The sequence below is a fragment of the Bradyrhizobium yuanmingense genome, assembly GCF_900094575.1.
Classification (GTDB): Bacteria; Pseudomonadota; Alphaproteobacteria; order Rhizobiales; family Xanthobacteraceae; genus Bradyrhizobium; species Bradyrhizobium yuanmingense.
On sequence record NZ_FMAE01000003.1, the window covers coordinates 491,061 to 512,451 of the forward strand.

Annotated in this window: 18 protein-coding genes; 15 read left to right on the forward strand and 3 right to left on the reverse strand. The window is 65.1% G+C overall.

Going from position 1 to position 21,391, the window contains the following annotated elements:
• Window position 1 precedes the first annotated feature (1 nt).
• Together GA0061099_RS12025 and GA0061099_RS12030 are read left to right on the forward strand one after the other, a co-directional pair.
• The gene (locus GA0061099_RS12025) at window positions 2-349 is read left to right on the forward strand and encodes a RidA family protein (RefSeq protein ID WP_028138431.1); all 348 of its coding nucleotides are present in this window, start codon (window positions 2-4) and stop codon (window positions 347-349) included.
• Window positions 350-520: 171 nt separating this feature from the next.
• Complete coding sequence (locus GA0061099_RS12030; RefSeq protein WP_036021808.1) at window positions 521-2,134, forward strand: ABC-F family ATP-binding cassette domain-containing protein; 1,614 nt, start codon at window positions 521-523, stop codon at window positions 2,132-2,134.
• A gap of 192 nt (window positions 2,135-2,326) precedes the next feature.
• On the opposite strand, the gene GA0061099_RS12035 is transcribed toward GA0061099_RS12030, so the two are convergent.
• On the reverse strand, window positions 2,327-3,661 hold the full coding sequence (locus tag GA0061099_RS12035) for a dicarboxylate/amino acid:cation symporter (RefSeq protein WP_036021811.1): 1,335 nt from the start codon (window positions 3,659-3,661) through the stop codon (window positions 2,327-2,329).
• A gap of 126 nt (window positions 3,662-3,787) precedes the next feature.
• On the opposite strand from GA0061099_RS12035, the gene GA0061099_RS12040 reads away from it, so the two are divergent.
• From GA0061099_RS12040 to GA0061099_RS12095, 12 genes are all read left to right on the forward strand, one after another.
• Window positions 3,788-5,101: a solute carrier family 23 protein gene (locus GA0061099_RS12040; RefSeq protein ID WP_035998458.1), complete on the forward strand. Its 1,314-nt coding sequence runs from the start codon at window positions 3,788-3,790 to the stop codon at window positions 5,099-5,101.
• Window positions 5,102-5,171: 70 nt separating this feature from the next.
• Entirely contained in the window at window positions 5,172-6,008 is an 837-nt protein-coding gene (locus GA0061099_RS12045; protein ID WP_035998460.1) for an SDR family oxidoreductase, read from the forward strand.
• A 131-nt stretch (window positions 6,009-6,139) separates the two neighbouring features.
• Window positions 6,140-7,939 carry a cation:proton antiporter domain-containing protein gene (locus GA0061099_RS12050; protein ID WP_036021818.1) on the forward strand — a complete coding sequence of 600 codons (1,800 nt, stop codon included), beginning with the start codon at window positions 6,140-6,142 and terminating at the stop codon, window positions 7,937-7,939.
• A gap of 67 nt (window positions 7,940-8,006) precedes the next feature.
• Window positions 8,007-8,828 (forward strand): NAD-dependent protein deacetylase, encoded by an 822-nt coding sequence (locus GA0061099_RS12055; RefSeq protein WP_036021820.1) that lies wholly within the window; start codon window positions 8,007-8,009, stop codon window positions 8,826-8,828.
• Window positions 8,829-8,968: 140 nt separating this feature from the next.
• Complete coding sequence (locus GA0061099_RS12060; protein ID WP_036021823.1) at window positions 8,969-11,053, forward strand: hydantoinase/oxoprolinase family protein; 2,085 nt, start codon at window positions 8,969-8,971, stop codon at window positions 11,051-11,053.
• Between the two features lie 2 nt (window positions 11,054-11,055).
• Entirely contained in the window at window positions 11,056-12,714 is a 1,659-nt protein-coding gene (locus tag GA0061099_RS12065; protein ID WP_036021826.1) for a hydantoinase B/oxoprolinase family protein, read from the forward strand.
• A 33-nt stretch (window positions 12,715-12,747) separates the two neighbouring features.
• Window positions 12,748-13,746 carry a TRAP transporter substrate-binding protein gene (locus tag GA0061099_RS12070; protein ID WP_036021827.1) on the forward strand — a complete coding sequence of 333 codons (999 nt, stop codon included), beginning with the start codon at window positions 12,748-12,750 and terminating at the stop codon, window positions 13,744-13,746.
• Window positions 13,747-13,755: 9 nt separating this feature from the next.
• Window positions 13,756-14,349, forward strand: coding sequence for a TRAP transporter small permease subunit (locus tag GA0061099_RS12075; RefSeq protein WP_035998480.1), 594 nt, complete (start codon window positions 13,756-13,758; stop codon window positions 14,347-14,349).
• 31 nt (window positions 14,350-14,380) lie between these two features.
• Window positions 14,381-15,685, forward strand: coding sequence for a TRAP transporter large permease (locus tag GA0061099_RS12080; protein ID WP_036021830.1), 1,305 nt, complete (start codon window positions 14,381-14,383; stop codon window positions 15,683-15,685).
• Between the two features lie 324 nt (window positions 15,686-16,009).
• Window positions 16,010-17,728 carry a pyrroloquinoline quinone-dependent dehydrogenase gene (locus GA0061099_RS12085; protein WP_035998486.1) on the forward strand — a complete coding sequence of 573 codons (1,719 nt, stop codon included), beginning with the start codon at window positions 16,010-16,012 and terminating at the stop codon, window positions 17,726-17,728.
• Window positions 17,729-17,842: 114 nt separating this feature from the next.
• A complete protein-coding gene (locus GA0061099_RS12090; protein WP_225112963.1) occupies window positions 17,843-18,157 on the forward strand; it encodes a c-type cytochrome in 315 nt (104 codons plus the stop codon).
• A 17-nt stretch (window positions 18,158-18,174) separates the two neighbouring features.
• Window positions 18,175-18,942 (forward strand): substrate-binding periplasmic protein, encoded by a 768-nt coding sequence (locus tag GA0061099_RS12095; protein WP_035998489.1) that lies wholly within the window; start codon window positions 18,175-18,177, stop codon window positions 18,940-18,942.
• Between the two features lie 36 nt (window positions 18,943-18,978).
• Here GA0061099_RS12095 and GA0061099_RS12100 read toward each other — a convergent pair whose 3' ends face one another.
• Window positions 18,979-19,623, reverse strand: a complete 645-nt coding sequence (locus GA0061099_RS12100) for a glutathione binding-like protein (protein WP_036021833.1) — start codon at window positions 19,621-19,623, stop codon at window positions 18,979-18,981.
• Between the two features lie 106 nt (window positions 19,624-19,729).
• On the opposite strand from GA0061099_RS12100, the gene GA0061099_RS12105 reads away from it, so the two are divergent.
• Window positions 19,730-20,410: a TetR/AcrR family transcriptional regulator gene (locus GA0061099_RS12105; RefSeq protein WP_035998494.1), complete on the forward strand. Its 681-nt coding sequence runs from the start codon at window positions 19,730-19,732 to the stop codon at window positions 20,408-20,410.
• Between the two features lie 15 nt (window positions 20,411-20,425).
• On the opposite strand, the gene GA0061099_RS12110 is transcribed toward GA0061099_RS12105, so the two are convergent.
• Complete coding sequence (locus tag GA0061099_RS12110) at window positions 20,426-21,391, reverse strand: 2-hydroxyacid dehydrogenase (RefSeq protein WP_036021835.1); 966 nt, start codon at window positions 21,389-21,391, stop codon at window positions 20,426-20,428.

Below are 21,391 nucleotides of genomic sequence, written 5' to 3' on the forward strand. Positions count from 1 at the left end.
CATGAGCATCACCCGCAGCATCCGCACGCCCATCATGCACCGCGCCGTCGAAGCCAATGGCTTCGTCTTCCTCGGCGGCACGATCGCCGACGACACCTCGGTCTCGATGGGCGAGCAGACCCGCAACATCCTCGGCAAGATCGCCGGCTATCTGAAAGAGGCGGGAACCGACAAGAGCCGCGTGGTCAGCGCCTCGATCTTCGTCACCGATCTCTCCAAGAAGAAAGAGATGGACGCGGCCTGGACCGAATTCTTCGGCGACAACCTGCCGACCCGCGCCACCGTCGGCGTCGCCGATCTCGGCGGCGGTGCGCTAATTGAGGTGGTGGTGACCGCGCTCAAGGGCTGATGGTGCACGGCGACGAAGGACGACAGCGCCAATCACGCTGTTGTCTCCTCGAGCCGCGCCTTGATCTCGCCTTTTGATGGGACTAGTTAGAGAGTTCCTCAATCAGGATCTTCGCAGCCATGGATTTCACCCCGACCGCAACGCCCATCCGCCTTGCTCACGGGGAATTCCATGCCTGCTTCAATCGTCCTGTCGAACCTGTCGCTGTCCACGCCTGACGGGCGCTCTCTTTTCTCAAACCTCGATCTGACATTCGGCGCCGAGCGAACTGGTCTCGTCGGCCGTAACGGCGTTGGCAAGACGACGCTGCTTGCGTCGATGCTCGGCGAACATGTTCCTCAGTCGGGACGCGTTCTGATCAACGGCACTATCGGCTTGTTGCGCCAGGACGTGCAGGTTCTTGCCGGCGCGACCGTGGCGGATCTGTTCGGCGTGCGGCCGGCGCTCGAGTTGATGCGCCGTGCCGAGCGGGGCGACGCCTCCGCCGACGAGGTCGCTGCGGTCGACTGGACGCTCGAGACGCGGCTTGAGGCCGCGTTGGCGCGCCTCGGGTTCGATCCGTCTCCCGATACGGCGCTGTCGTGCCTGTCCGGTGGCCAGATCACGCGGGTTCGTCTCGCCGCGCTGGTGTTCGCTGCGCCTGACTTCCTGCTGCTGGACGAGCCCACCAACAATCTCGACCAGGACGGACGCAAGGCCGTCACCGATCTGCTGTCTGCCTGGCGCGGCGGCGCGATTATCGTCAGCCACGACCGGACACTGCTCGACACCATGGATGCGATCGTCGAACTGACGTCGCTCGGCGCGACGCGATATGGTGGCAATTGGAGCAGCTTTCGAACGCAGAAGGCCATCGAGCTCGCGGCTGTGAGGCACGATCTCGCGCATGCCGAGAACCGCCTGTCCGAGATCGACGGGAGGGCGCAGGAGGCCGCGGAGAAGAAAGCGCGCAAGGACAGCGGCGGCAGAAAGAAGCGCGCCAAGGGCGACATGCCGCGCATCCTGGCCGGCGCCCGCAAGGATCGCAGCGAGGACACCGGCGGCAAGAATGCGCAAATCGCCGAGCGGCAGCGCGCGGAGGCGCTTCAAGCCATCGACACGGCGCGCCGGCGCATCGAGGTTCTTCAGCCGCTCTCGGTCAAATTGCCCGCAACCGACCTGCCGGCGGGGAGGGAAGTGCTTTGGCTTGACGGTGTCAGCGCTGGCTTTTGGCCGGAGCAGCCTGTCGTGCGCGACCTCTCATTTGCGGTGGTCGGGCCGGAGCGCGTCGCGCTGGTCGGGCCCAATGGCTCCGGCAAGACGACGCTGCTGAAGCTCATCGTGGGCGAGCTGCGTCCGCTTGCGGGCATCGTGCGGCTCAGGCCGGATTTCGCGTTGTTCGACCAGAAGGTCAGCCTGCTCGACCCGGCGCGCTCCATCCTGGACAATTTTCGGCGTCTCAATCCGAAGGCCGGTGCGAACGAGTGCCATGCCGCGCTGGCCCGGTTCATGTTTCGCGCCGATGCCGCCTTGCAAATCGCCGGGAGCCTGAGCGGCGGGCAAATCTTCCGCGCGGGCCTCGCTTGCGTGCTGGGCGGGCAGCCGCCGCCGTCGCTGCTGATCCTGGACGAGCCGACCAATCATCTCGACTTCGAGTCCATCGAAGCCGTCGAGGCCGGCTTGCGGGCCTATGACGGCGCACTGCTGGTCGTCAGCCATGACGAGGCGTTCCTGCAGGCGATCGGGATCACGCGGCGGATCGAACTTGCCGCCAATTTGCCGCGCATCGATGGCGGGATCGTCTGATCCCGCTTGGCGCTCTGGATCTGGCTGTGATTTTCAAAAGCCCGACGCCCTGCCCCCAGCGCGTCGGGCGGAAAAAAATGAGTATAAATCCGTGATCCCAACGCCATTGTTGTGACGCGGGCCGCATCGATTTTCTACTCCGGGAAACTACCGCATCGGAACCAGGCTTCGTCTGCCCACCGATTGCGCGGCCTAGGATGCCGCGCCTCCACCCGGCTCCAGCGCCTCGCCGATCTCCAGCGGATGCGCCATGGTCTCGTGCAGCGCGTCGCGGTCGAGCTCGCCTTCGGAGATGCTGATGACCACGCAGGCAACGCCATTGCCGATCAGGTTGGTGAGCGCGCGGCATTCACTCATGAACTTGTCGATGCCGACCAGGATCGCGATCGACTGGATCGGGATATCAGGCACGATCGACAGCGTCGCAGCGAGCGTGATGAAGCCGGCGCCGGTCACGCCCGAGGCCCCCTTGGAGGTGATCATGGCGATGCCCAAAATGCCGAGCTCCTGCCAGATGGTCAGATGGGTGTTGGTCGCCTGCGCCAGGAACAGCGTCGCCAGCGTCATGTAGATGTTGGTCCCGTCGAGGTTGAAGCTGTAGCCGGTCGGGATGACGAGGCCGACCACGGAGCGTGAGGCGCCGAGATGCTCCATCTTCTGGATCATCTGCGGCAGCACGGTCTCGGAGGACGAGGTGCCGAGCACGATCAAGAGTTCGTCCTTGATATAGGCGATGAAGCGCAGGATCGAGAAGCCGGCGAGCCGGGCGATCGAACCCAGCACGATCAGCACGAACAGGATACTGGTCAGATAGAACGTGCCGATCAGCGCGGCGAGATTGAGCAGCGAGCCGAGGCCGTAGGCGCCGACGGTGAACGCCATGGCGCCGAAGGCGCCGATCGGCGCGACGCGCACGATGATGCGGATGATGCCGAAGAACATCTTCGCCGCCTTGTCGATTGCGTCCGCGATGGGCTCGCCAGCCTTGCCGAGAAAGGCGATGGCGAAGCCGGAGAGAATCGAGATCAGCAGGACCTGCAAGAGGTCGCCGCGCGCGATGGCGCCGAGATAGCTGTCGGGAATGATCGCCATCAGGTGGGCGACGATGCCCTCTTCCTTGGCCTTGGTGACGTAGGTCGCCACCGAATTCGGGTCGATCGTGGCTGGATCGATGTTGAAGCCGTGCCCGGGCTGGAGAATCTCGCCGACCAGAAGGCCGACCGCGAGGGCCACGGTCGAGACCGTCTCGAAATAGATCAGCGATTTCAGCCCGACCCGGCCGACCCGCTTCAGATCGCCCATCGAGGAGATGCCGTGCACCACGGTGCAGAAGATCACGGGCGCGATCATCATCTTGATCAGCGCGATGAAGCCGTCGCCGAGCGGCTTCAAGGCCTTGCCGAGATCGGGATAGACATAGCCGATGAGCACGCCGAGTGCGATCGCGATCAGCACCTGGACGTAGAGGATCTTGTACCAGGGCTGGTGCCGGCGCTGGATGGCTGACGGGATCGCAATCTGTGTCATAATGTAGGCTCGGGAACGGATTGATCGTGCATGATTTGCATCATGTGATGGGCGCCGCAGAAGCGACAATCACATTTTTGTCTGTTGGCACGACCATCGGTCGTTGCGTCGAACTTGGGTGGAAACATGACGATCGCAACAGGCTCGGACGAGCAGAGTTATTTTCCACGTTGGAAGCTCAAGACCTCGGGCGTGATCATGCCGGAGGAGCGGCTGTCCTGGGGCCAGACCATCGTCTCGGGTCTTCAGCATTGCGTCGCGATGTCCGGTGCGACGATCATCGCGCCGCTGCTGATGGGGTTCGATCCCAACGTTGCAGTTCTGTTCTCCGGCGTCGGCACGCTGATCTTCTTCGTCATCGTCGCAGGGCGCGTGCCGAGCTATCTCGGCTCGAGCTTCGCCTTCATCGCCGTCGTCATCGCCGCCACCGGCTATGCCGGGCAGGGGCCGAACCCGAACCTGTCGGTTGCGCTCGGCGGCATCGTCGGCGCCGGAGTGCTGTATGGCCTGATTTCGCTGGTCGTGATGTGGTCCGGTGTCGGCTGGATCGAGCGGCTGCTGCCGCCGGCCGTTACCGGCGCTGTCGTCGCCGCGATCGGTCTCAATCTCGCGCCGGTGGCGGTCAAGGCAGTGAGCGCCAATGCCTTCGACACCTGGATCGGGCTCGCCACCGTGCTGATCATCGGCGTGGTGGCCGTTGCAGCGCCAGGCCTGTGGCGCCGCCTGCCGATCATCCTCGGCGCTGTCGGCGGCTATCTCTTGTACCTGCTTTTCGCGAACGGCCTCGGTTTCAGCAAGCCGATCGATTTCACGCAATTGTCGGCCGCGCCGTGGCTCGGGCTGCCGAACTTCACTGCGCCGAGCTTCCATGCCGATGCGATCTTCCTCATCGCGCCGGTTGCGGTCATTCTCGTTGCCGAGAACCTCGGGCACATCAAGGCCGTGGGCGCCATGACGGGCCGAAGCCTCGATTCTTATCTTGGCCGCGCCCTGTTCGCCGACAGCTTAGCTACCATCGTGGCGGCGTGCGGCGGTGGTACCGGCGTCACCACCTATGCCGAGAACATCGGCGTGATGGCGGCGACCAAGGTCTATTCGACCCTGCTGTTTGCGTTCGCAGCCCTGGTGTCGATCCTACTCGGCTTCTCGCCGAAATTCGGCGCGCTCATCCTGTCCATCCCGGGTCCCGTCATCGGTGGGCTTTCGATCGTGCTGTTCGGATTGATCGCGGCGATGGCCGGACGAATCTGGGTCGAGAACAAGGTCGACTTCGCTAATCCTGCGAACCTCATCACGGTCGCGGTGGCGCTGATCGCAGGGGCCGGCGATCTCACGCTCAAATTCGGTGCATTCACGATCGGCGGCATCGGCACCGCGACCTTCGGCGCGATCATCCTCTATCAGATCTTGACCTCGCCGCGCGCGCAGCGAGCTGACTAGATCCCGGCATCTGCGAGGGATGGAACAAAACGCCGGTTCCATCCATGATGATGCATCCCGGAGAAAACACATGCCGCAAACCGAACGCTCGACCCCGTTTCCCTCGCGCCTCGTCGGCCAGTACGCGCTGGTGACCGGCGCCTCACAAGGCATCGGCCGTGCCGTCGCCATCCGGCTCGCCCAGGAAGGCGCGACCGTCGCCATCAATTATTTCGGCAGTCCCGAGGGGGCGGACGAGACGCTCGCGCTCGCACGAACCGCATCGAGCGATCGCGGCCACGGCAGGCTCGACCATATCGTCGTCAAGGCCGATATCGGCAATGAGCAGGACATCGCCGCGATGTTCGAGACGGTCCTGGCGCGTTTCAAGCGCCTCGACTGTCTCGTCAACAATGCCGGCTTCCAGCGGGAATCGCCGAGCGAGGCGCTCGACGTCGAAACCTATCGCCGCATCATCGACGTCAACCTGAACGGCGCCGTGCTGTGTGCGCAGAAGGCGCTGGCGCATTTCGTCGCGCGCGGGGCAGGCGGCAGCATCATCAACTGCTCCAGCGTCCACCAGATCATCCCCAAACCCGGCTATCTCGCTTACTCGATCAGCAAGGGAGGCATGGCCAATCTGACGCGCACGCTGGCGCTGGAATTCGCCGGCCAGCGCATCCGCGTCAACGCGGTTGGTCCCGGCGCGATCGACACGCCGATCAATGCGGCCTGGACCGGCGATCCGGAGAAGCGCGGCGTCGTCACCTCCCACATTCCGATGGGGCGCGTCGGCACGCCGGAAGAGATCGCCGCGGTGTTCGCCTTCCTCGCCTCGGACGACGCCAGCTACATCACCGGGCAGACTATCTATGCCTGCGGGGGCCTGACGCTGTTTCCAGAGTTTCGGGAGAACTGGGCAAGCTGAAAACCGGCTTGGGGTTGCGCGCGCCTCGCGTGGGATAGAGGGGCGCGACCGGTTGGGGATCTGCGGCGCCGTGTGCTATCGACCGTGGATGGCGCTGCCGCTATTGGCGGGCGCCGACACGTGAAGGGCCCGTGACCACAACCATCAACATCAATGCCTATAGTGACGCGCTGGTGGTGCTCGGGACTGCCGGCGTGGTGGTGCCAATGGTCCGGCATTGGGGCATCAATCCCGTGCTGGGCTATCTCGGGGCCGGCGCCATTCTCGGTCCGCTCGGGCTCGGCTCGCTCGTCAAGGACGTCCCGGTCCTGTACTGGTTCACCGTGACGGACGCCCAGAACGTCGAGGGTATCGCCAATCTCGGCATCGTGTTCCTGCTATTCCTGATCGGGCTCGAGCTGTCTTTCAGACGGCTCATGACGATGCGGCGTCTGGTGTTCGGGCTCGGCGGCCTGCAAGTCCTCGCGACGTCGGCCATGATTTTCGGCGTGGCGCTTCTCTTCGGGCAGAGCTCCGATACGGCCGTGATCCTCGGCGCGAGCCTTGCGCTGTCCTCGACGGCGATCGTGCTCGAGCTCCTGTCCGCCGAGAGGCGGCTTTCCACCTCGGCCGGGCGCGCCAGCTTCTCGGTGCTGCTGGCTCAAGACCTCGCAGTCGTCCCCATTCTGGTTTTCGTCTCGGTGCTCGGCGCGGGAAGCGGTGGCTCGGTCGTGGCGCACATCTCCAGTGCGGTCCTGAAGGCTGTGCTGGCGGTAGCCTTCCTCACTCTGGTCGGACGGCTGCTGATCCGTCCGCTCTTCCAGATGGTCGCAGGCACCCATTCGACGGAGTTGTTCGTTGCCGCGACCTTGTTCGTCATCGTCGGCGCAGGCCTTGCCGCCCACCAGGCTGGCCTGTCGATGGCGCTCGGAGCCTTCGTTGCAGGACTGATGCTGGCGGAAACCGAATATGGCAAGGCCATCGAGGCCACCGTCGAGCCGTTCAAGGGCCTGCTGCTGGGCATCTTCTTCTTCACAGTCGGGATGGCGATCGACGTCCGTGTGTTCCTGCGCGAGCCCGGCTGGCTGCTGGCCGCCGTCGTCGGCATTCTCGTCGGCAAGGCGATCGTGCTGATCATCCTGGGGCGCCTCTTCAGGCTGTCATGGCCCGCGGCGATCGAGATCGGCTTCCTGCTGGGCCCCGTCGGCGAATTCGCCTTCGTCAGCATCGGAATGGCGGCGGCCGGAGGCATGATCGAGCCCCGCGTGTCGAGCTTTGCCGTCGCCGTCACCGCCGTGACGATGGCCCTGACGCCGCTTCTGGGCATGCTCGGGCGACGATTGGCCGCGAAGCTGAGCAGCGAACGCACGCCCGATCCCGAGCTCGCGGTCCGGCCGCCCGGCGACCGGGCGCAAGCCATCGTGGTCGGCTATGGCCGTGTTGGAAAGGTCGTCTGCTCCCTGCTGACCAGCCATGGCCTGAACTACATCGCGGTCGATCACGCGGCCGTCGACGTGGCGCGCGACCGCCGCGACGGTCACAAGGTCTATTTTGGCGATGCGACAGAGCCGGGTTTCCTCGAAGCCTGCGGCTTGATGCAGACGACCGGCGTGATCATCACCATCCAGTCGCGGCCGGCGATCGATGCCGTCGTCGAGCGGATCCGGGCGGTGCGGCCGGACGTGCTGATCGTCTCGCGTGCGCGGGACGCCGATCATGCCCGGCACCTTTACGCGATCGGCGCAACCGATGCGGTGCCGGAGACCATCGAGGCGAGCCTGCAGCTCTCCGAAGCCGCACTGGTCGGCCTCGGCGTTGCGGTCGGGCATGCGATCGCCTCGGTGCACGAGAAGCGGGACGAGTTCAGGCTGACGCTGCAGCAGGCCGCGCGGATCGCGGGACAAGAGAAAGCTCGTCCGCTCGATCCCACGGGACGACGGTCGCCGCGATAGCGGCTATGCATGCGCCGGGATTGTCGTCATCTGGCAAAACGGGCCGGCGCGAACTACATCATGCGCCATGACGAATGCCCCTCCGGCAAAACCTCCGCTCCAGGATTTTATCGGCCGGCACGAACGCCTGTTCGTGCTGACCGGCGCCGGCTGCAGCACCAATTCCGGGATTCCCGATTATCGCGATAGCCAAGGCAATTGGAAGCGGACCCAGCCGGTCAATTTCCAGACCTTCATGTCGGACGAGCCAACCCGCCGGCGCTATTGGGCGCGCAGCCTGATCGGCTGGCGGCGGTTCGGCCGGGCGAGGCCGAACGATGCGCATCATGCGCTGGCCCGGCTCGAGGCGAACGGCCGGTGCGGGATGCTGCTGACCCAGAACGTCGACCGGCTGCATCAGTCGGCCGGCCACCGCCAGGTGATCGACCTGCATGGCCGGCTCGATCTGGTCCGCTGCATGGGCTGCGGGGCGAAGACGCCGCGCGAGGAGTTTCAGCACGCGCTCGGCCGCGCCAATGCGGCATGGTTGACACTCGATGCCGCCGATGCACCCGACGGCGACGCCGATCTGGAGCACGAGGATTTTTCTTCCTTCGAGGTGCCGCCTTGCGAAGCCTGCGGCGGCATCCTCAAGCCCGACGTGGTGTTCTTCGGTGAGAACGTGCCGCGCGAGGTGGTCGCCACGGCGCAGGATCATCTGGCAGAGGCCGATGCCATGCTGATCGTCGGCTCATCATTGATGGTCTATTCCGGCTTCCGCTTCGTCCAAGCCGCCGCGCGGCGCAATATCCCCATCGCCGCGGTCAATCTCGGCCGCACCCGCGCCGACGATCTCCTGACGCTGAAGGTTGAGGAGCGCTGTGAAGCGGCGCTTGCATTCCTGCTCTGATCGCTCAGGCGCGAACACGCCTTGCCTATTGCATAGGTGCCGCGCAAAATAGCCGGGCACAGCGTTGCAGGCATGTCTCATGGCACGGGAATTGCTGCGCTTTTGGACCCGAACTTGACGATCAGCACGGAGAAATTGGAATGCTCGAGGGAGCCGAGGTGCGGCTTGCCGTTGATATCGGTGGCACGTTCACCGATATCGTGCTGGACGTGGGACAAGACCGCAAAACCCGCAAGGTGCTGACGACGCCGCAGCGCCCCGAGCAGGCGGTGCTGGACGGCATGCGGCTCATTCTTGCCGATGCACGCGCGCATATCAGCGATATCGACGTCTTCATCCACGGCACGACGCTCGCGACCAACGCGATCATCGAGCGGCGCGGCGCCAAGACGGCGCTGATCGCAACCGAAGGCTTTCGCGACGTGCTCGATATCGGCACCGAGAGCCGCTACGACCAGTACGATCTCAGCATCGACAAGCCGAAGCCGCTGGCGCCGCGCAACCTCCGCTTCACCGTTCCCGAGCGCATCGACGCCCATGGCGCCATCCGCCTCCCGCTCGACGAGACGGCCGTGCGCGCGCTCGCGCCGAAATTGCGTGAACTCGGCGTCGAGAGCGTCGCGGTCGCCTTCCTGCACTCCTACGCCAATCCCGAGCACGAGCGACGCGCAGCGGCGATCATGGCCGAGGAGATGCCCGGCATCTCCGTCACATTGTCTTCCGCCGTCTGTCCCGAAATTCGCGAGTATGAGCGCACATCGACTGCGGTCGCGAACGCCTATGTGCAACCCCTGATCGACGGTTATCTCGCCCGCATGGCTGACGCCCTGCAGGTCGAGCAGTTCCGCGGCGCGATCTACCTCGTCACCTCAGGCGGCGGCGTCACCTCGATCGAGACGGCGCGGCGCTTTCCAGTGCGTCTCGTCGAATCCGGTCCTGCGGGCGGCGCGATCTTCGCGGCGCAGATCGCGGCGCGCCTTGGCGAGAGCAAGGTGCTCTCTTTTGACATGGGCGGCACCACCGCAAAAATCTGCCTGATCGAGAAATACCAGCCCGAGACCTCGCGCGTGTTCGAGGTCGATCGCGCCGCGCGTTTCCTCAAGGGCTCCGGCCTGCCGGTGCGCATCCCCGTGATCGAAATGGTCGAGATCGGCGCCGGCGGCGGCTCGATCGCCCATGTCGACGCGATGAAGCGCGTCACCGTCGGCCCGGAGAGCGCCTCGTCGGAGCCGGGACCGGCCTGCTATGGCCGCGGCGGTCAGCGCCCCGCGGTGACGGATGCCGACGTTGCGCTCGGAATGATCGATCCTGACGCCTTTGCGGCCGGCACGATCAAGCTCGATCCGGAGCTGTCGAAACAGGCGCTGCTGCGCGATGTCGGTGCGCCGCTCGGCCTGTCGGCGGAAACAGCGGCTTATGCCGTGCACGAGGTGGTCTGCGAGAACATGGCGAGCGCCGCGCGCGTGCACGCTGTCGAGCGCGGCGCGGTGGTCGGCCAGCACACGCTGATCGCCTTCGGCGGCGCCGCGCCGCTGCATGCGGCGCGCGTTGCCGAGAAGATCGGCGTCTCCCGCGTGATCGTGCCCTCGAACGCCGGCGTCGGCTCGGCGGTCGGATTTCTGGCGGCTCCCATCGCGTATGAATTGGTGCGCAGCCGTCACGTCCGGCTCGATGATTTCGATACCGAGGCGGTCTCTGACTTGCTTCAGGAGATGGCGACCGAAGCGCGTGCGCTGGTCGAGCCTGGAGCTGCCGGCGCACCGGTGCGCGAGCGCCGCGCGGCCTTCATGCGCTATGTCGGCCAGGGCCACGAGATCACCGTCGAGCTGCCGAACCGGCCGCTGACGTCGGCCGATCTCGCCGGTCTGCGGCAAAAGTTCGAGGCCGACTATTCCGCGATGTTCGAGCGACCGATCCCGGGCGCGGCGATCGAGGTGCTGAGCTGGTCGGTGCTCGCGACCACCGAGGCGCGCAATCCGCCCGCCGTCGCTTCCGTGGCGCGCCAGCCCGCGGCCAAGGCGTCCGGCAGCCGAAAATTCTTCGACGGCCGGGCCGGCGAAGTGATCGAGATCCCGCTCTATCGGCGCGAGGACATGGCGCCAGGGGCGACCATCGCAGGCCCCGCCGTGATCGCGGAAGACGAAACCTCGACCTTCGTCTCCACCAGTTTCGACGCCCATATCGACGGTGCCGGCAGCATCGTCATGGAACGAAAGGCGGCCTGATCATGAGCAAGGCAAATGGCGCGAGCCTGATCGACCTTCAGATCATGTGGCACCGGCTGATCGCCGTGGTCGAGGAGCAGGCGCAGGTGCTCTTGCGCACCGCCTTCAGCCCGATCGTGCGCGAATGCGGCGACCTCTCGGCCGGCGTGTTCGACCTCAGGGGGCGGATGCTGGCGCAGGCGGTGACCGGCACACCCGGCCACGTCAATTCGATGGCGGAATCGGTCAAGCACTTCATCGCTCACTTCCCGATCGAGACGATGAAGCAGGGCGATGCCTACATCACCAACGATCCCTGGATGGGGACCGGTCATCTCAACGATTTCGTCGTCACCACGCCCTGCTTCAAGGACGGCAAGGTCGTCGCACTGTTCTCCTGCACCAGCCATCTCATGGACATCGGCGGCATCGGCTTCGGGCCCGACGCCACCGACGTGTTCATGGAGGGGCTCTACATCCCCATGCTGAAGCTGATCGACCAGGGCGTCGTCAACGGGACGCTGATGGCGATGATCCGCACCAACACGCGGCTGCCGATCGACACCGAGGGCGACACCTATTCGCTCGCCGGCTGCAACGACGTCGGCTGCGAGCGCCTGGTCGAGATGATGAGTGAGTTCGGCATCGACACGCTCGACGAGCTCGGCGACTACATCTGCGACCGCTCGCGCGAGGCCGTGCTCGCGGAGATCGCAAAGCTGCCGAAGGGCAGCTGGCGCAACACCATGGTGGTCGATGGTTATGATGCGCCGGTGACGCTGGCGGCGACGCTGACGATCTCGGATACCGGCATCCACGTCGATTTCGACGGCACGTCCGCCGCGTCAAAATTCGGCATCAACGTGCCGCTGTCCTACACCACCGCCTACACCGTGTTCGGCCTCGGCTGCGTCGTCGCCTCGCAGATCCCGAACAATGCCGGCTCGCTCTCGCCGCTGACGGTGTCGGCGCCGGCTGGTGCCATCCTCAATGCGCCAAAGCCGGCGCCCGTGGCGTCGCGCCACGTGATCGGCCAGATGCTGCCGGACGTCGTGTTCGGCTGCCTGCGCCAGATCATTCCCGAGCGCGTGCCTGCGGAAGGCACCTCCTGCCTGTGGAATCTCAACGTGCGCGGCCAGACCCGCTCCGGCGCCGGCGGCAATTACGGGTTCTCGATGGCAGTCACCTCCAACGGCGGCACCGGTGCGCGCTTCGGCAAGGACGGGCTGTCGGCGACCGCTTACCCAAGCGGCGTGCGCGGCACGCCGGTCGAGATCGCGGAGACGCAGACGCCGCTGATCTTCTGGCGCAAGGAGCTGCGTCCGGATTCCGGCGGGGCAGGGCGCACCCGCGGCGGCCTCGGCCAGATCATCGAAGTCGGCAGCGGGGTCGATGCGCCGTTCGACATCCTCGCCGCGTTCGACCGCATCGACCACCCGCCGCGCGGGCGGGACGGCGGCCAGAACGGCGAGGCCGGCTATGTCGGTTTGAAGTCCGGCAAGAAGCTGCGCGGCAAGGGCTTTCAGCAGGTGCCGCCGGACGACCGGCTGGTCGTGCTGACGCCCGGCGGTGCCGGCATCGGCGATCCCAGGGAGCGCGATCGCTCGGCCGTCAACGACGACGTCGCAAGCGGTCTCGTGTCTTCGGAGAACGCAGTCAAGGTCTATGGGTACGCGCGTTGATGCATCAACACGCTCGGTAAACGGAGGGGAGCAATGATTACGCGACGGAACTTCACTGTGGGCGCAGCGACGCTGCTCGCCGCCGGCCACATCTCGACTCGCGCCCGGGCGGCAACGAGCTGGGATATGTCGACGGTCTGGCCCGACGGCAATTTCCACACCCAGAACGCGATGGCCTTCGCGGAGGAAGTGAAGAAGCAAAGCAATGGTGCGGTCGCCATCACCGTGAAGGCCGGCGGCCAGCTCGGCTTCAAGGGGCCCGAGCACCTGCGGGCCGTGCGCGACGGCCTGGTGCCGCTCGCCGACGTGCTCAACATCCAGCAGGTCGGCGACGAGCCCTTCATGGGCGTCGAGAGCATCCCCTTCCTCTGCGGCTCCGTGGAGGAGCTCAAGGTGCTGCACAAATATGTGCGGCCTGAATACGAGAAGATCGCTGCGCGCAACAACCAGAAGATACTCTACATCGTGCCGTGGCCGACGCAATATCTGCATCTGAAGGCGAAGGTCGCCGACGTCGAGGGCCTCAAGAACATCAAGATCCGCGTGCCCGACAAGAATGCGGTCGAGATGCTCAATGCCATCGGTATGGCGGCGGTGATGATCCCCTGGGGCGAAACGATCCCCGCACTCGCCTCCGGCGCGGTGGCCGGGGTCTCCACCTCGTCGGTGTCCGGCGTCGACGGCAAGTTCTGGGAGTTCCTGAAATACGTCTACCCGACCAACCATGTCTGGTCGTCGCAGATGCTCACCGTCAATCTCGATGCCTGGAAGGCGCTCGGCGCCGATCAACAGAAGCTGGTCGCTGACATCGCGGCGAAGATGGAGCCCGGCTTCTGGGCCAATTCGCTCAAGGCCGATGTCGACAGCCTCAACCGCCTCAAGGAGGGCGGCATGGAGGTGGTGCCGGTCTCGGACGCCATGATGAAGGACATCCGGGCCAAGACCGCGCCGCAGTTGGATGCCTTCCTCAAGCGCGTGCCGGCGGCCGACAAGCCGGTGCGGGCCTATCTCGCCGAAATTAAGCGCGGCTGAGGGCGAGGCGTGGTGAGCCTTTCGCCTGAAGCATCGCAAAGCCTCAACGCGGCGGCGCCTGCGCCGCTGCGCATCGTCCTCGACGGCATCGATCGCCTCGGCCGGCTCGATGGCTGGATCGGCGGCTTCTGTCTCCTGATGCTGACGCTGTTGATGCTGTGCGAGGTCGCAACCCGCTTCCTCTCGAACTTCCTACCGTTCTTCCCGCCGACCATCTCGATCGCGTGGGAATATTCCTCCTATCTGATGGCGGCGGCCTTCACTTTCGGTGCCGCCATGACGCTGCGCGTCGGCGGCCACATCCGCGTCGTGCTGCTCCTGAAGAACGCACCCGTGCCGGTGCAGCGCGCGCTCGAGATCCTCTCGGCGGCGGCCGGCTTCGCCTTCATGGCGTTCCTGACCATGGCCATGGCGAAATTCGCCTGGAGCGCCTTCGTGCGCGGCCAGGTCTCGACCTCGAGCGACACGCCGCTGTGGTTTCCGCAAGCGATCGTCACCTTCGGCATGTTGCTGCTGACGCTGCAGTTCCTCGCGCGTGCGATCCAGGCCGCGCTCGGCCTGCCGCTGGAGGACCATCGCATGAAGGCCTCGCCCGTCGAATGACCGCCTTGCCCGCATCCGGATCCAAGATCGCATGACCATCGAAGTCGTCGCCCTGTTCGCGATCTTGTTTGTGCTGCTGGCTTGCGGCGTCTGGATCGGCCTCACGCTTGCGCTGACCGCGACGCTGCTGCTCGCGATGTTCCGTTCGGTCCCGCTCGACAAGCTGCTGCCGCAATACGCCTGGAACATCCTGACCACGCAGGAGCTGCTGGCGCTGCCGCTGTTCATCCTGATGGGTGAGCTGCTGTTTCGCACCCGCCTGTCGCGCTCGCTGTTCCAGGGCCTCGCGCCCTGGGCGGGCCTACTGCCCGGGCGCCTGCTGCATGTGAACGTGATCGGCTGCACCATCTTCGCGGCGATCTCGGGCTCGTCGGCCGCGACGACGCAGGTGATCGGCCGCATGTCGCTCAGCGAGCTCACGCGCCGAGGTTATTCCCGTGACATCGCGATCGGCTCGCTCGCCGGCGCCGGCACGCTGGGCTTCCTGATCCCGCCCTCCAACATCATGATCATCTACGGCGTGCTCGGCGACGTCTCGATCCTGAAGCTGTTCACCGCCGGCGTGCTGCCGGGCTTCCTGCTGGCCGCGACGTTCATGGCCTGGGTGATGCTGCACACCACCCTCAAACCCGCGATGGTGCCCGAGACCGAAGCCAAGCTCTCGCAGGTGCCGTGGAGCGAGCGCTTTGCAGCACTGAAGGATCTCGCGCCGGCGCTGTTCCTGATCGCATGCGTGCTCGGCTCGATGTATGGCGGGCTCGCAACGCCCTCGGAAGCTGCCGCGGTCGGCGTGCTCGGCGCGGCCCTGGTTGCCTGGGTGCAAGGCGCAATGTCGCAGCAGGTGATCCGCGACGTCTTGATCGGCTCGGTCGTCACCTGTTCGATGATCGCGCTGATCGTGCTGGGAGCCTCGATCCTCGGCAATGCCGCGGCCTTCCTCGGCATCCCGCAGGCGGTGGCCGCGTTCGTCAAGAGCCTCGGCCTGTCGCCCTTCATGCTGATCGTGGCGCTGATCGTCTTCTATCTCGTGCTCGGCTGTTTCCTCGACGGCTTCTCGATGATCGTGATGACGCTGCCGATCGTGCTGCCGATCGTGAAGGGTGCCGGCTTCGACGAGGTCTGGTTCGGCGTCTTCCTTGTGCTCGCCGTGGAGATGGCGCAGATCACGCCGCCCGTCGGCTTCAACCTGTTCGTGATCCAGGGGCTGACCGACGACGGTCTCGGCTATATCGCCCGCGTCACGATGCCGTACCTCATGATCATGATCGGATTCGTGCTGCTGCTGACGCTGTGGCCGGGCATCGTCACGATTCTGCCGAAGGTGCTTTACGGATAAGACGACTTGTTCCGGGATCGGCGGATCGAAAGCAAAAACGGTCAGCGTCGCTGCCGTTTCAAGTCGCGCTGCATCGAATTGACTTCGGCGCGCATTCCATATTTGCACGCCCTGTGATCCGTCGTACAGTGTAACGGCAAGCAGAAGTACAACAGCAACCACTCCGGTGAACGTGGCTCCTCGGCGCGATGCGCCGAGAGAGGGGACGTCTGTTGACGATTCGGTCCGATGGAGGACGATCGACGCACACTGAACTGCAAATACCCCTCGCAAGCCGCATTCACGAGACGCAATCAACAAACACAAGAGCGGGAGGAAGTGCAGATGAGGAAACAGTGGCTCAGCTCGGCCTTGGCTGTCGTTGTCGTTGCGACACTTGCAGCGACGGCGGCATTGGCTCAGTCCGTGGATACGGCCCGGATCGAGGCCGCCGGCCAGAACGATTGGCTCACCTATCACGGTTCGTACAAATCCCATCACTACAGCCCGCTTACACAGATCAATACGAGCAATGTCGGCAATCTGGGCGTGGCATGGATGCACATTCCCGGGCGATCGACGCGCGGCCTGCAGTCGATGCCGCTCGTCGCCGACGGCGTGCTGTACTATTCGGGCTCTTACAGCCGGGTCTTCGCGCTGAACGGCGCCAGCGGCGAGGTGATCTGGTCGTTCTTTCCGGAGCTGGATGAAGCGCTGATCAGCCGCCAGACCCACTCGCCCTATAACCGCGGCGTCGCTCTCGGCGAAGGCAAGGTCTTCGTCGGCACCATGGATGGCCGTGTCTTCGGGCTGGACGCCAAGACCGGAAAGGTTCTCTGGGAGACCAGGCTGATCGACTCGCAGAAGCTGACGGTCGGCTTCACCGGCGCGCCGCTCTACGCCAAGGGCAGCGTGATCATCGGCGCGCAGGGCGGCGAATGGCCGGGCCGCGGCCCGATCTTCGCGCTCGATGCCGCAACCGGAAAGAAGAAGTGGGAGTTCCTCACGGTCGCAGGCACCGAAGAGGCGATGAAGACCTGGGGCAACGAGTCCTGGCGCACCGGCGGTGGTGGCGGCTGGATGCCGGGCACCTACGATTCCGAGACCAACACTGTCCTGTGGGGCACTGCGAATCCGGCGCCGCTCTACGATTGGTCGGGTCCAGACTACAAGACCCAGGGCGCGCGTCCCGGCGATAACCTCTATACGAGCTCGGTGATCGGCCTCGACATCGATACCGGCAAGCTGAAATTCTACCATCAGGAACTGCCGCACGATGCCTGGGACTTCGACAGCTCGGTCGGCGAATTCGTGATGCTCGAGCGTGATGGCCAGAAATACGTGGTCCATCCGAACAAGGGCGGCTTTGTCTTCGTCTACGACCGCAATCTCAAAGTGAAGAACGTCTGGCGGCTGGTCGAGAACATCAACTTCGTCAAGGACATCGATCCCAAGACCGGCGCCCTGATCGGCCGTCGCGATTTCCCGGTCGGCAAGGTCACCGAACCGCCGCTGTGTCCGTTCATCGGCGGCGGCATCAGCTGGAACGCCGGCTCCTACAGCCCCAAGACCGGTCTCTATTACAAGATCGGACAGGAATGGTGCATGACGCTGGATATCCAGAAGACGACGCCGGTCACCACGCCGCAGGTCCAGCTCAACATCGGTGCCGATTTCAAGATGGTGCCTCCTCCGGGTGGCGAGATCTACGGACATCTCGACGCGCGCGATCCCATCACGGGCGCGAAGAAATGGGAGGTTCGCTATCCCGAGCCTCCGCTCGGAAGCGTGCTGTCGACCGCAGGCAACCTCGTCTTCGTGCCTGATTCGCGTGGCGTGCTGCACGCCTATGATGCCGAAACTGGCGCCGAGCTATGGAGGCACAACAACGGCACCGGCCATCAGGGCGGCATCGTCAGCTACTCCGTCGGCGGCAAGCAATATATCGCGGTGACGGCGGGCTTCGGCGGGATGCTGGCGGACGAATATGCGCCGAACTTCGGCGGCGTCTACAAGAGCATGCCGCGTGACGACGGCGCCCTGGTCGTCTTCAGCCTGAAATAGTCTGCCGCAGATGTTCTGATCATGGAGCGGGCGCAAGCCCGCTCCTCGATCGATGTCGCGGCCGCGTGGCTCAGGAATGGAGCGTAGCTGTTGAGACTGTCTTGCAAGACGATTTTGGCGGGGCTGGGCGCCTCGTTGCTGTGGGCTGCGATGGCCCAGGCCCAATCCGCCACACCCGCGCCGGAGAACGCGGCGTTCGAGGTCGAGCAGGTGTTTGCGGGGACTTGCGGCTTCTGTCACTCCGACGGTGGCCGGGCCGCTGGGAAGGGGCCGCAACTGATGAATTCGCCGCGCGACGACGACTATATCCGCAGTCGCATCAAGCTCGGCAAGCAAGGAGCGATGCCGGCCTTTGACGGCGCCTTCACCGACGCCCAGATCGACCAGATGGTCAAGTACATCCGCGCCCTGAAACCGCGCGACGGCTGACTAGCATAGAGTGTGGAATGAAGACATTTGCCCCGGTCATCGTCGCTGCCGCCATCGTCCTGTCGGGGCAGGCGGCGGCGCGCCCCCTGGAGGCGATCCGCTCCAGCGGCGTGATCGGGCTCTGCGCACATCCCAATTCGCTTCCCTTCGCGCACAAGACCGGCGATCCGCCCGGCTTCCAGGTCGAACTCGGTCGGGTGCTGGCACGCGAGCTCGGTGTCTCGCTGCGGCTCGACTGGATCATCACGCAGTACCAGATGCGCAGCGCCGGCTGCGACATTCTCCTGGACGTCATCGCCGATCGCGAAGCGCAAGGCGAAACCCGCCTGAGAATCTCCAAACCGTATTATCGCACAGGCGTCGCGCTCGCCGTGCCGTCATCCAGCACGCTCACGTCCTTCGCCAGCCTCAACGAATCGACCAAGGTGGGCGTGCAGGTTGGATCGATCGCAGCCATGATCATCGGTCAGCGGCGCGTGCCGATATCGACCTTCGGCTTCGAGAGCGACAGCCTGGAGGCCGTGTCGAACCGCGAGATCGACGCCGCCGCGGTCACGCCCACCGCCGCCAGCTATTTCAATCTGACCCACCCGGACAAACCGCTCCGGATCCTCGATCGCGACGAGAGCACGGCCGATCTGAACTGGAACGTCGGCGTCGGCATGGTCCGCCCGGACGATGCGTTGCGCGAAGCTATCGACGCAGCCGTGGAGCGGCTGCGCAGCGACGGCACGATCGACCGGATCTACCGCCGCTACGGCATCGCGCTGCAGGCCCCGAGATAGCGCGCTGCCGCGCGATTACGGAGCTCGCGTGCGGCCTCAGGCCGCGGCCTTCTTCCGAGCGAGCTCGGCCTTGTACAGCTCGAACTCCTCCGCGATCGCCTTGGCAATCGAAGGTCGCTGACGCAGCCGCTCGTGATACGCCTTCAGGTTCGGCCATTTCGCAAGCTCGATCGGCGGCGTCGCCATGGTCCAGTTGATGACCGTGACGAGATAGGCATCGGCCACGCTGAAATGGTCGAGCAGGAACTCGCGTCCTTTCAGGTAATTGTCGAGATAGTCGAGCCGCGACAGGTTCTTTTCCAGGGCATAGGCCTTGACTTCCTGCGGCGCCTTGCGGTCGAGCATGGGGATGAAGAGACCCTTGTGCAGCTCGGTGCCGATGAAGCAGAGCCATTGATGCAGCCGGGTGCGTTCGATGCCCGCGCTCGCGCCGAGGCCGGCTTGCGGGAAACGGTCCGCGACATATTGCAGGATCGCAGCGTTCTCGGTCAGCACCATGCCTTCATCGGTGCGCAGCGTCGGCACGAGGCCGATCGGATTCACGGTGCGGAAGTCGGAGCCGTCGCTCAAGACCTTCTTGGTCGGCGGATCGACTTCGAGGTAGTTCGCCTCGGCGCCGGCTTCATACAGCGCGACGCGTGTCGCCATCGAGCAGGCAAGCGGCGAGAAATAGAGATCCATCTGTAGCCTCCTTGGGCAATTCCTCTTTGGGTGTCGCTCAACCTGGCCAGATTGATTTTTGTACCATCTTGCATAATATGGGTGAGGTCAAGGAATAACTTGCGGAATGGTACAAAAATCGAAGCCGCCAGCTGCTGCCAATCAGCCCGAGCGTCGCGGCGAGTCCGAGCGTCGCGGTGGGCCTAAGCGCCGCGGCCGTCCGCGCGCCTACGAGCCCGATATCGCGCTCGGCAAGGCGCTCGATCTGTTCCGCAAGCAGGGTTTCGCGGCCACCTCGCTCGACGATCTCAGCGCAGCCACCGGCATGAACCGGCCGAGCCTCTACGGCGCCTTCGGCGACAAGCGCGAGCTCTACATCAAGAGCTATCAGCGCTACCGCGACGAGGCGGGCGCGGCGATGGTCGCGATCTTCCGCGAGGAGATGCCGCTGCGCCAGCGGCTGGAGCGCATCTACGCAGCCGCGCTGGACATCTATCTGTCCGGCGACACCGGACCGCGCGGTTGCTTCACGGTCGTGACCGCGGCCTCCGAGGCGGTCGGCGATCCCGAGATCCGCGCCATGGTGCTGGACGGCCTCACCGGGCTCGACAAGGCCTTTGCCAGTTGCTTCCGCCGCGCCAAGGAGAAAGGCGAACTGCCGGAGAGCGCCGATCCGTTCGCGCTGGCACAGATCGCATCGGCCACCATCCACACCATCGCCATCCGCTCCCGCGCCCGCGTGCCGCGCAAGGAGCTGGAGGCGATCGTCAAGAGCGCGATCGACGTGATGATCGGCGCCAAAGGATAAGCTGGAAGCGAAGCTTCAATATCCCCGCTTTCGGTCCACCACGTTCTCCAGCGCGCCGCCCGCCTCAAACCGGGCGATCTGCTCGGCGACATAGGCCGAGATCGCATCCGCGTCGGTGTCGGCGGCATTGTGCGGCGTCAACACCACCTTGGGGTGGGTCCAGAACCGGCTGTCCTTCGGCTGCGGCTCCTGCACGAAGACGTCGAGCGAGGCGGCGCCGAGCGTGCCGTCGTCGAGGCAGGCGAGAATATCGGCCTCGTTCTGCAGGCCGCCGCGGCCGGCATTGATCAGCACCGGCGCGCCGAGCGGGCTGGTGCGATTGAGCTTGGCGAAGACCTCGCGGTTGAGGATGCCGTGCGTGTCTGGTGTCAGGGGCAGCAGGCAGACCAGGATGTCGGTCTTGCGCAGGAACGCGTCCATGCCTGCAGTGCCGTGGAAGCATTCGACGCCCTCGATCGTGCGCGGGCTGCGGCTCCAGCCGGCGACGCGGAAGCCGAGCCTCCGCAGCACGTCGGCCGCATCGGCGCCGAGCGTGCCCAGCCCCATGACGCCGACCGTGATCGCGCTCGCCGGCCACTGATATCTGGGCTCCCAGCGCTTCTCGCGCTGCGATTGCCGCAGGTAAAGCTCCTGGCGGTGATGCATCAGAACGTGCAGCACGACATATTCGGTCATGCGATTGGTGAGATCGGGCACGGCGACGCGCACCAGCGGCACCTCGGGCAGGCTCTTGTCCGCCATTAGCGCGTCAACGCCGGCGCCAAGGTTGAAGATCGCCCGCAGATTGGGGAACGCACCGAGATCGCCGGGCACCGGCTTCCACACCGCCGCATAATGCACCTCCGCCGGATCGAGCCCGGCGTCCGGCAGCAGCACCACGCGGCGTCCCCCGCAGACCGCGTCGAAGCGGGCCTTCCAGCGCTCCGGCAGCCAGTTCTGCTGCGTGCTGTTGATCAGGACGGCCAGTGTGCCCATGGTCAT

What these genes read in the sequence shown, in the direction of transcription:
- GA0061099_RS12110 (WP_036021835.1), bottom strand. Translation starts at nt 21,391, where the DNA reads ATGACCATGGGCACACTGGCCGTCCTGATCAACAGCACGCAGCAGAAC.
- GA0061099_RS12030 (WP_036021808.1), top strand. Translation starts at nt 521, where the DNA reads ATGCCTGCTTCAATCGTCCTGTCGAACCTGTCGCTGTCCACGCCTGAC.
- GA0061099_RS12065 (WP_036021826.1), top strand. Translation starts at nt 11,056, where the DNA reads ATGAGCAAGGCAAATGGCGCGAGCCTGATCGACCTTCAGATCATGTGG.
- GA0061099_RS12100 (WP_036021833.1), bottom strand. Translation starts at nt 19,623, where the DNA reads ATGGATCTCTATTTCTCGCCGCTTGCCTGCTCGATGGCGACACGCGTC.
- GA0061099_RS12055 (WP_036021820.1), top strand. Translation starts at nt 8,007, where the DNA reads ATGACGAATGCCCCTCCGGCAAAACCTCCGCTCCAGGATTTTATCGGC.
- GA0061099_RS12105 (WP_035998494.1), top strand. Translation starts at nt 19,730, where the DNA reads ATGGTACAAAAATCGAAGCCGCCAGCTGCTGCCAATCAGCCCGAGCGT.
- GA0061099_RS12040 (WP_035998458.1), top strand. Translation starts at nt 3,788, where the DNA reads ATGACGATCGCAACAGGCTCGGACGAGCAGAGTTATTTTCCACGTTGG.
- GA0061099_RS12060 (WP_036021823.1), top strand. Translation starts at nt 8,969, where the DNA reads ATGCTCGAGGGAGCCGAGGTGCGGCTTGCCGTTGATATCGGTGGCACG.
- GA0061099_RS12095 (WP_035998489.1), top strand. Translation starts at nt 18,175, where the DNA reads ATGAAGACATTTGCCCCGGTCATCGTCGCTGCCGCCATCGTCCTGTCG.
- GA0061099_RS12025 (WP_028138431.1), top strand. Translation starts at nt 2, where the DNA reads ATGAGCATCACCCGCAGCATCCGCACGCCCATCATGCACCGCGCCGTC.
- GA0061099_RS12035 (WP_036021811.1), bottom strand. Translation starts at nt 3,661, where the DNA reads ATGACACAGATTGCGATCCCGTCAGCCATCCAGCGCCGGCACCAGCCC.
- GA0061099_RS12080 (WP_036021830.1), top strand. Translation starts at nt 14,381, where the DNA reads ATGACCATCGAAGTCGTCGCCCTGTTCGCGATCTTGTTTGTGCTGCTG.
- GA0061099_RS12070 (WP_036021827.1), top strand. Translation starts at nt 12,748, where the DNA reads ATGATTACGCGACGGAACTTCACTGTGGGCGCAGCGACGCTGCTCGCC.
- GA0061099_RS12085 (WP_035998486.1), top strand. Translation starts at nt 16,010, where the DNA reads ATGAGGAAACAGTGGCTCAGCTCGGCCTTGGCTGTCGTTGTCGTTGCG.
- GA0061099_RS12045 (WP_035998460.1), top strand. Translation starts at nt 5,172, where the DNA reads ATGCCGCAAACCGAACGCTCGACCCCGTTTCCCTCGCGCCTCGTCGGC.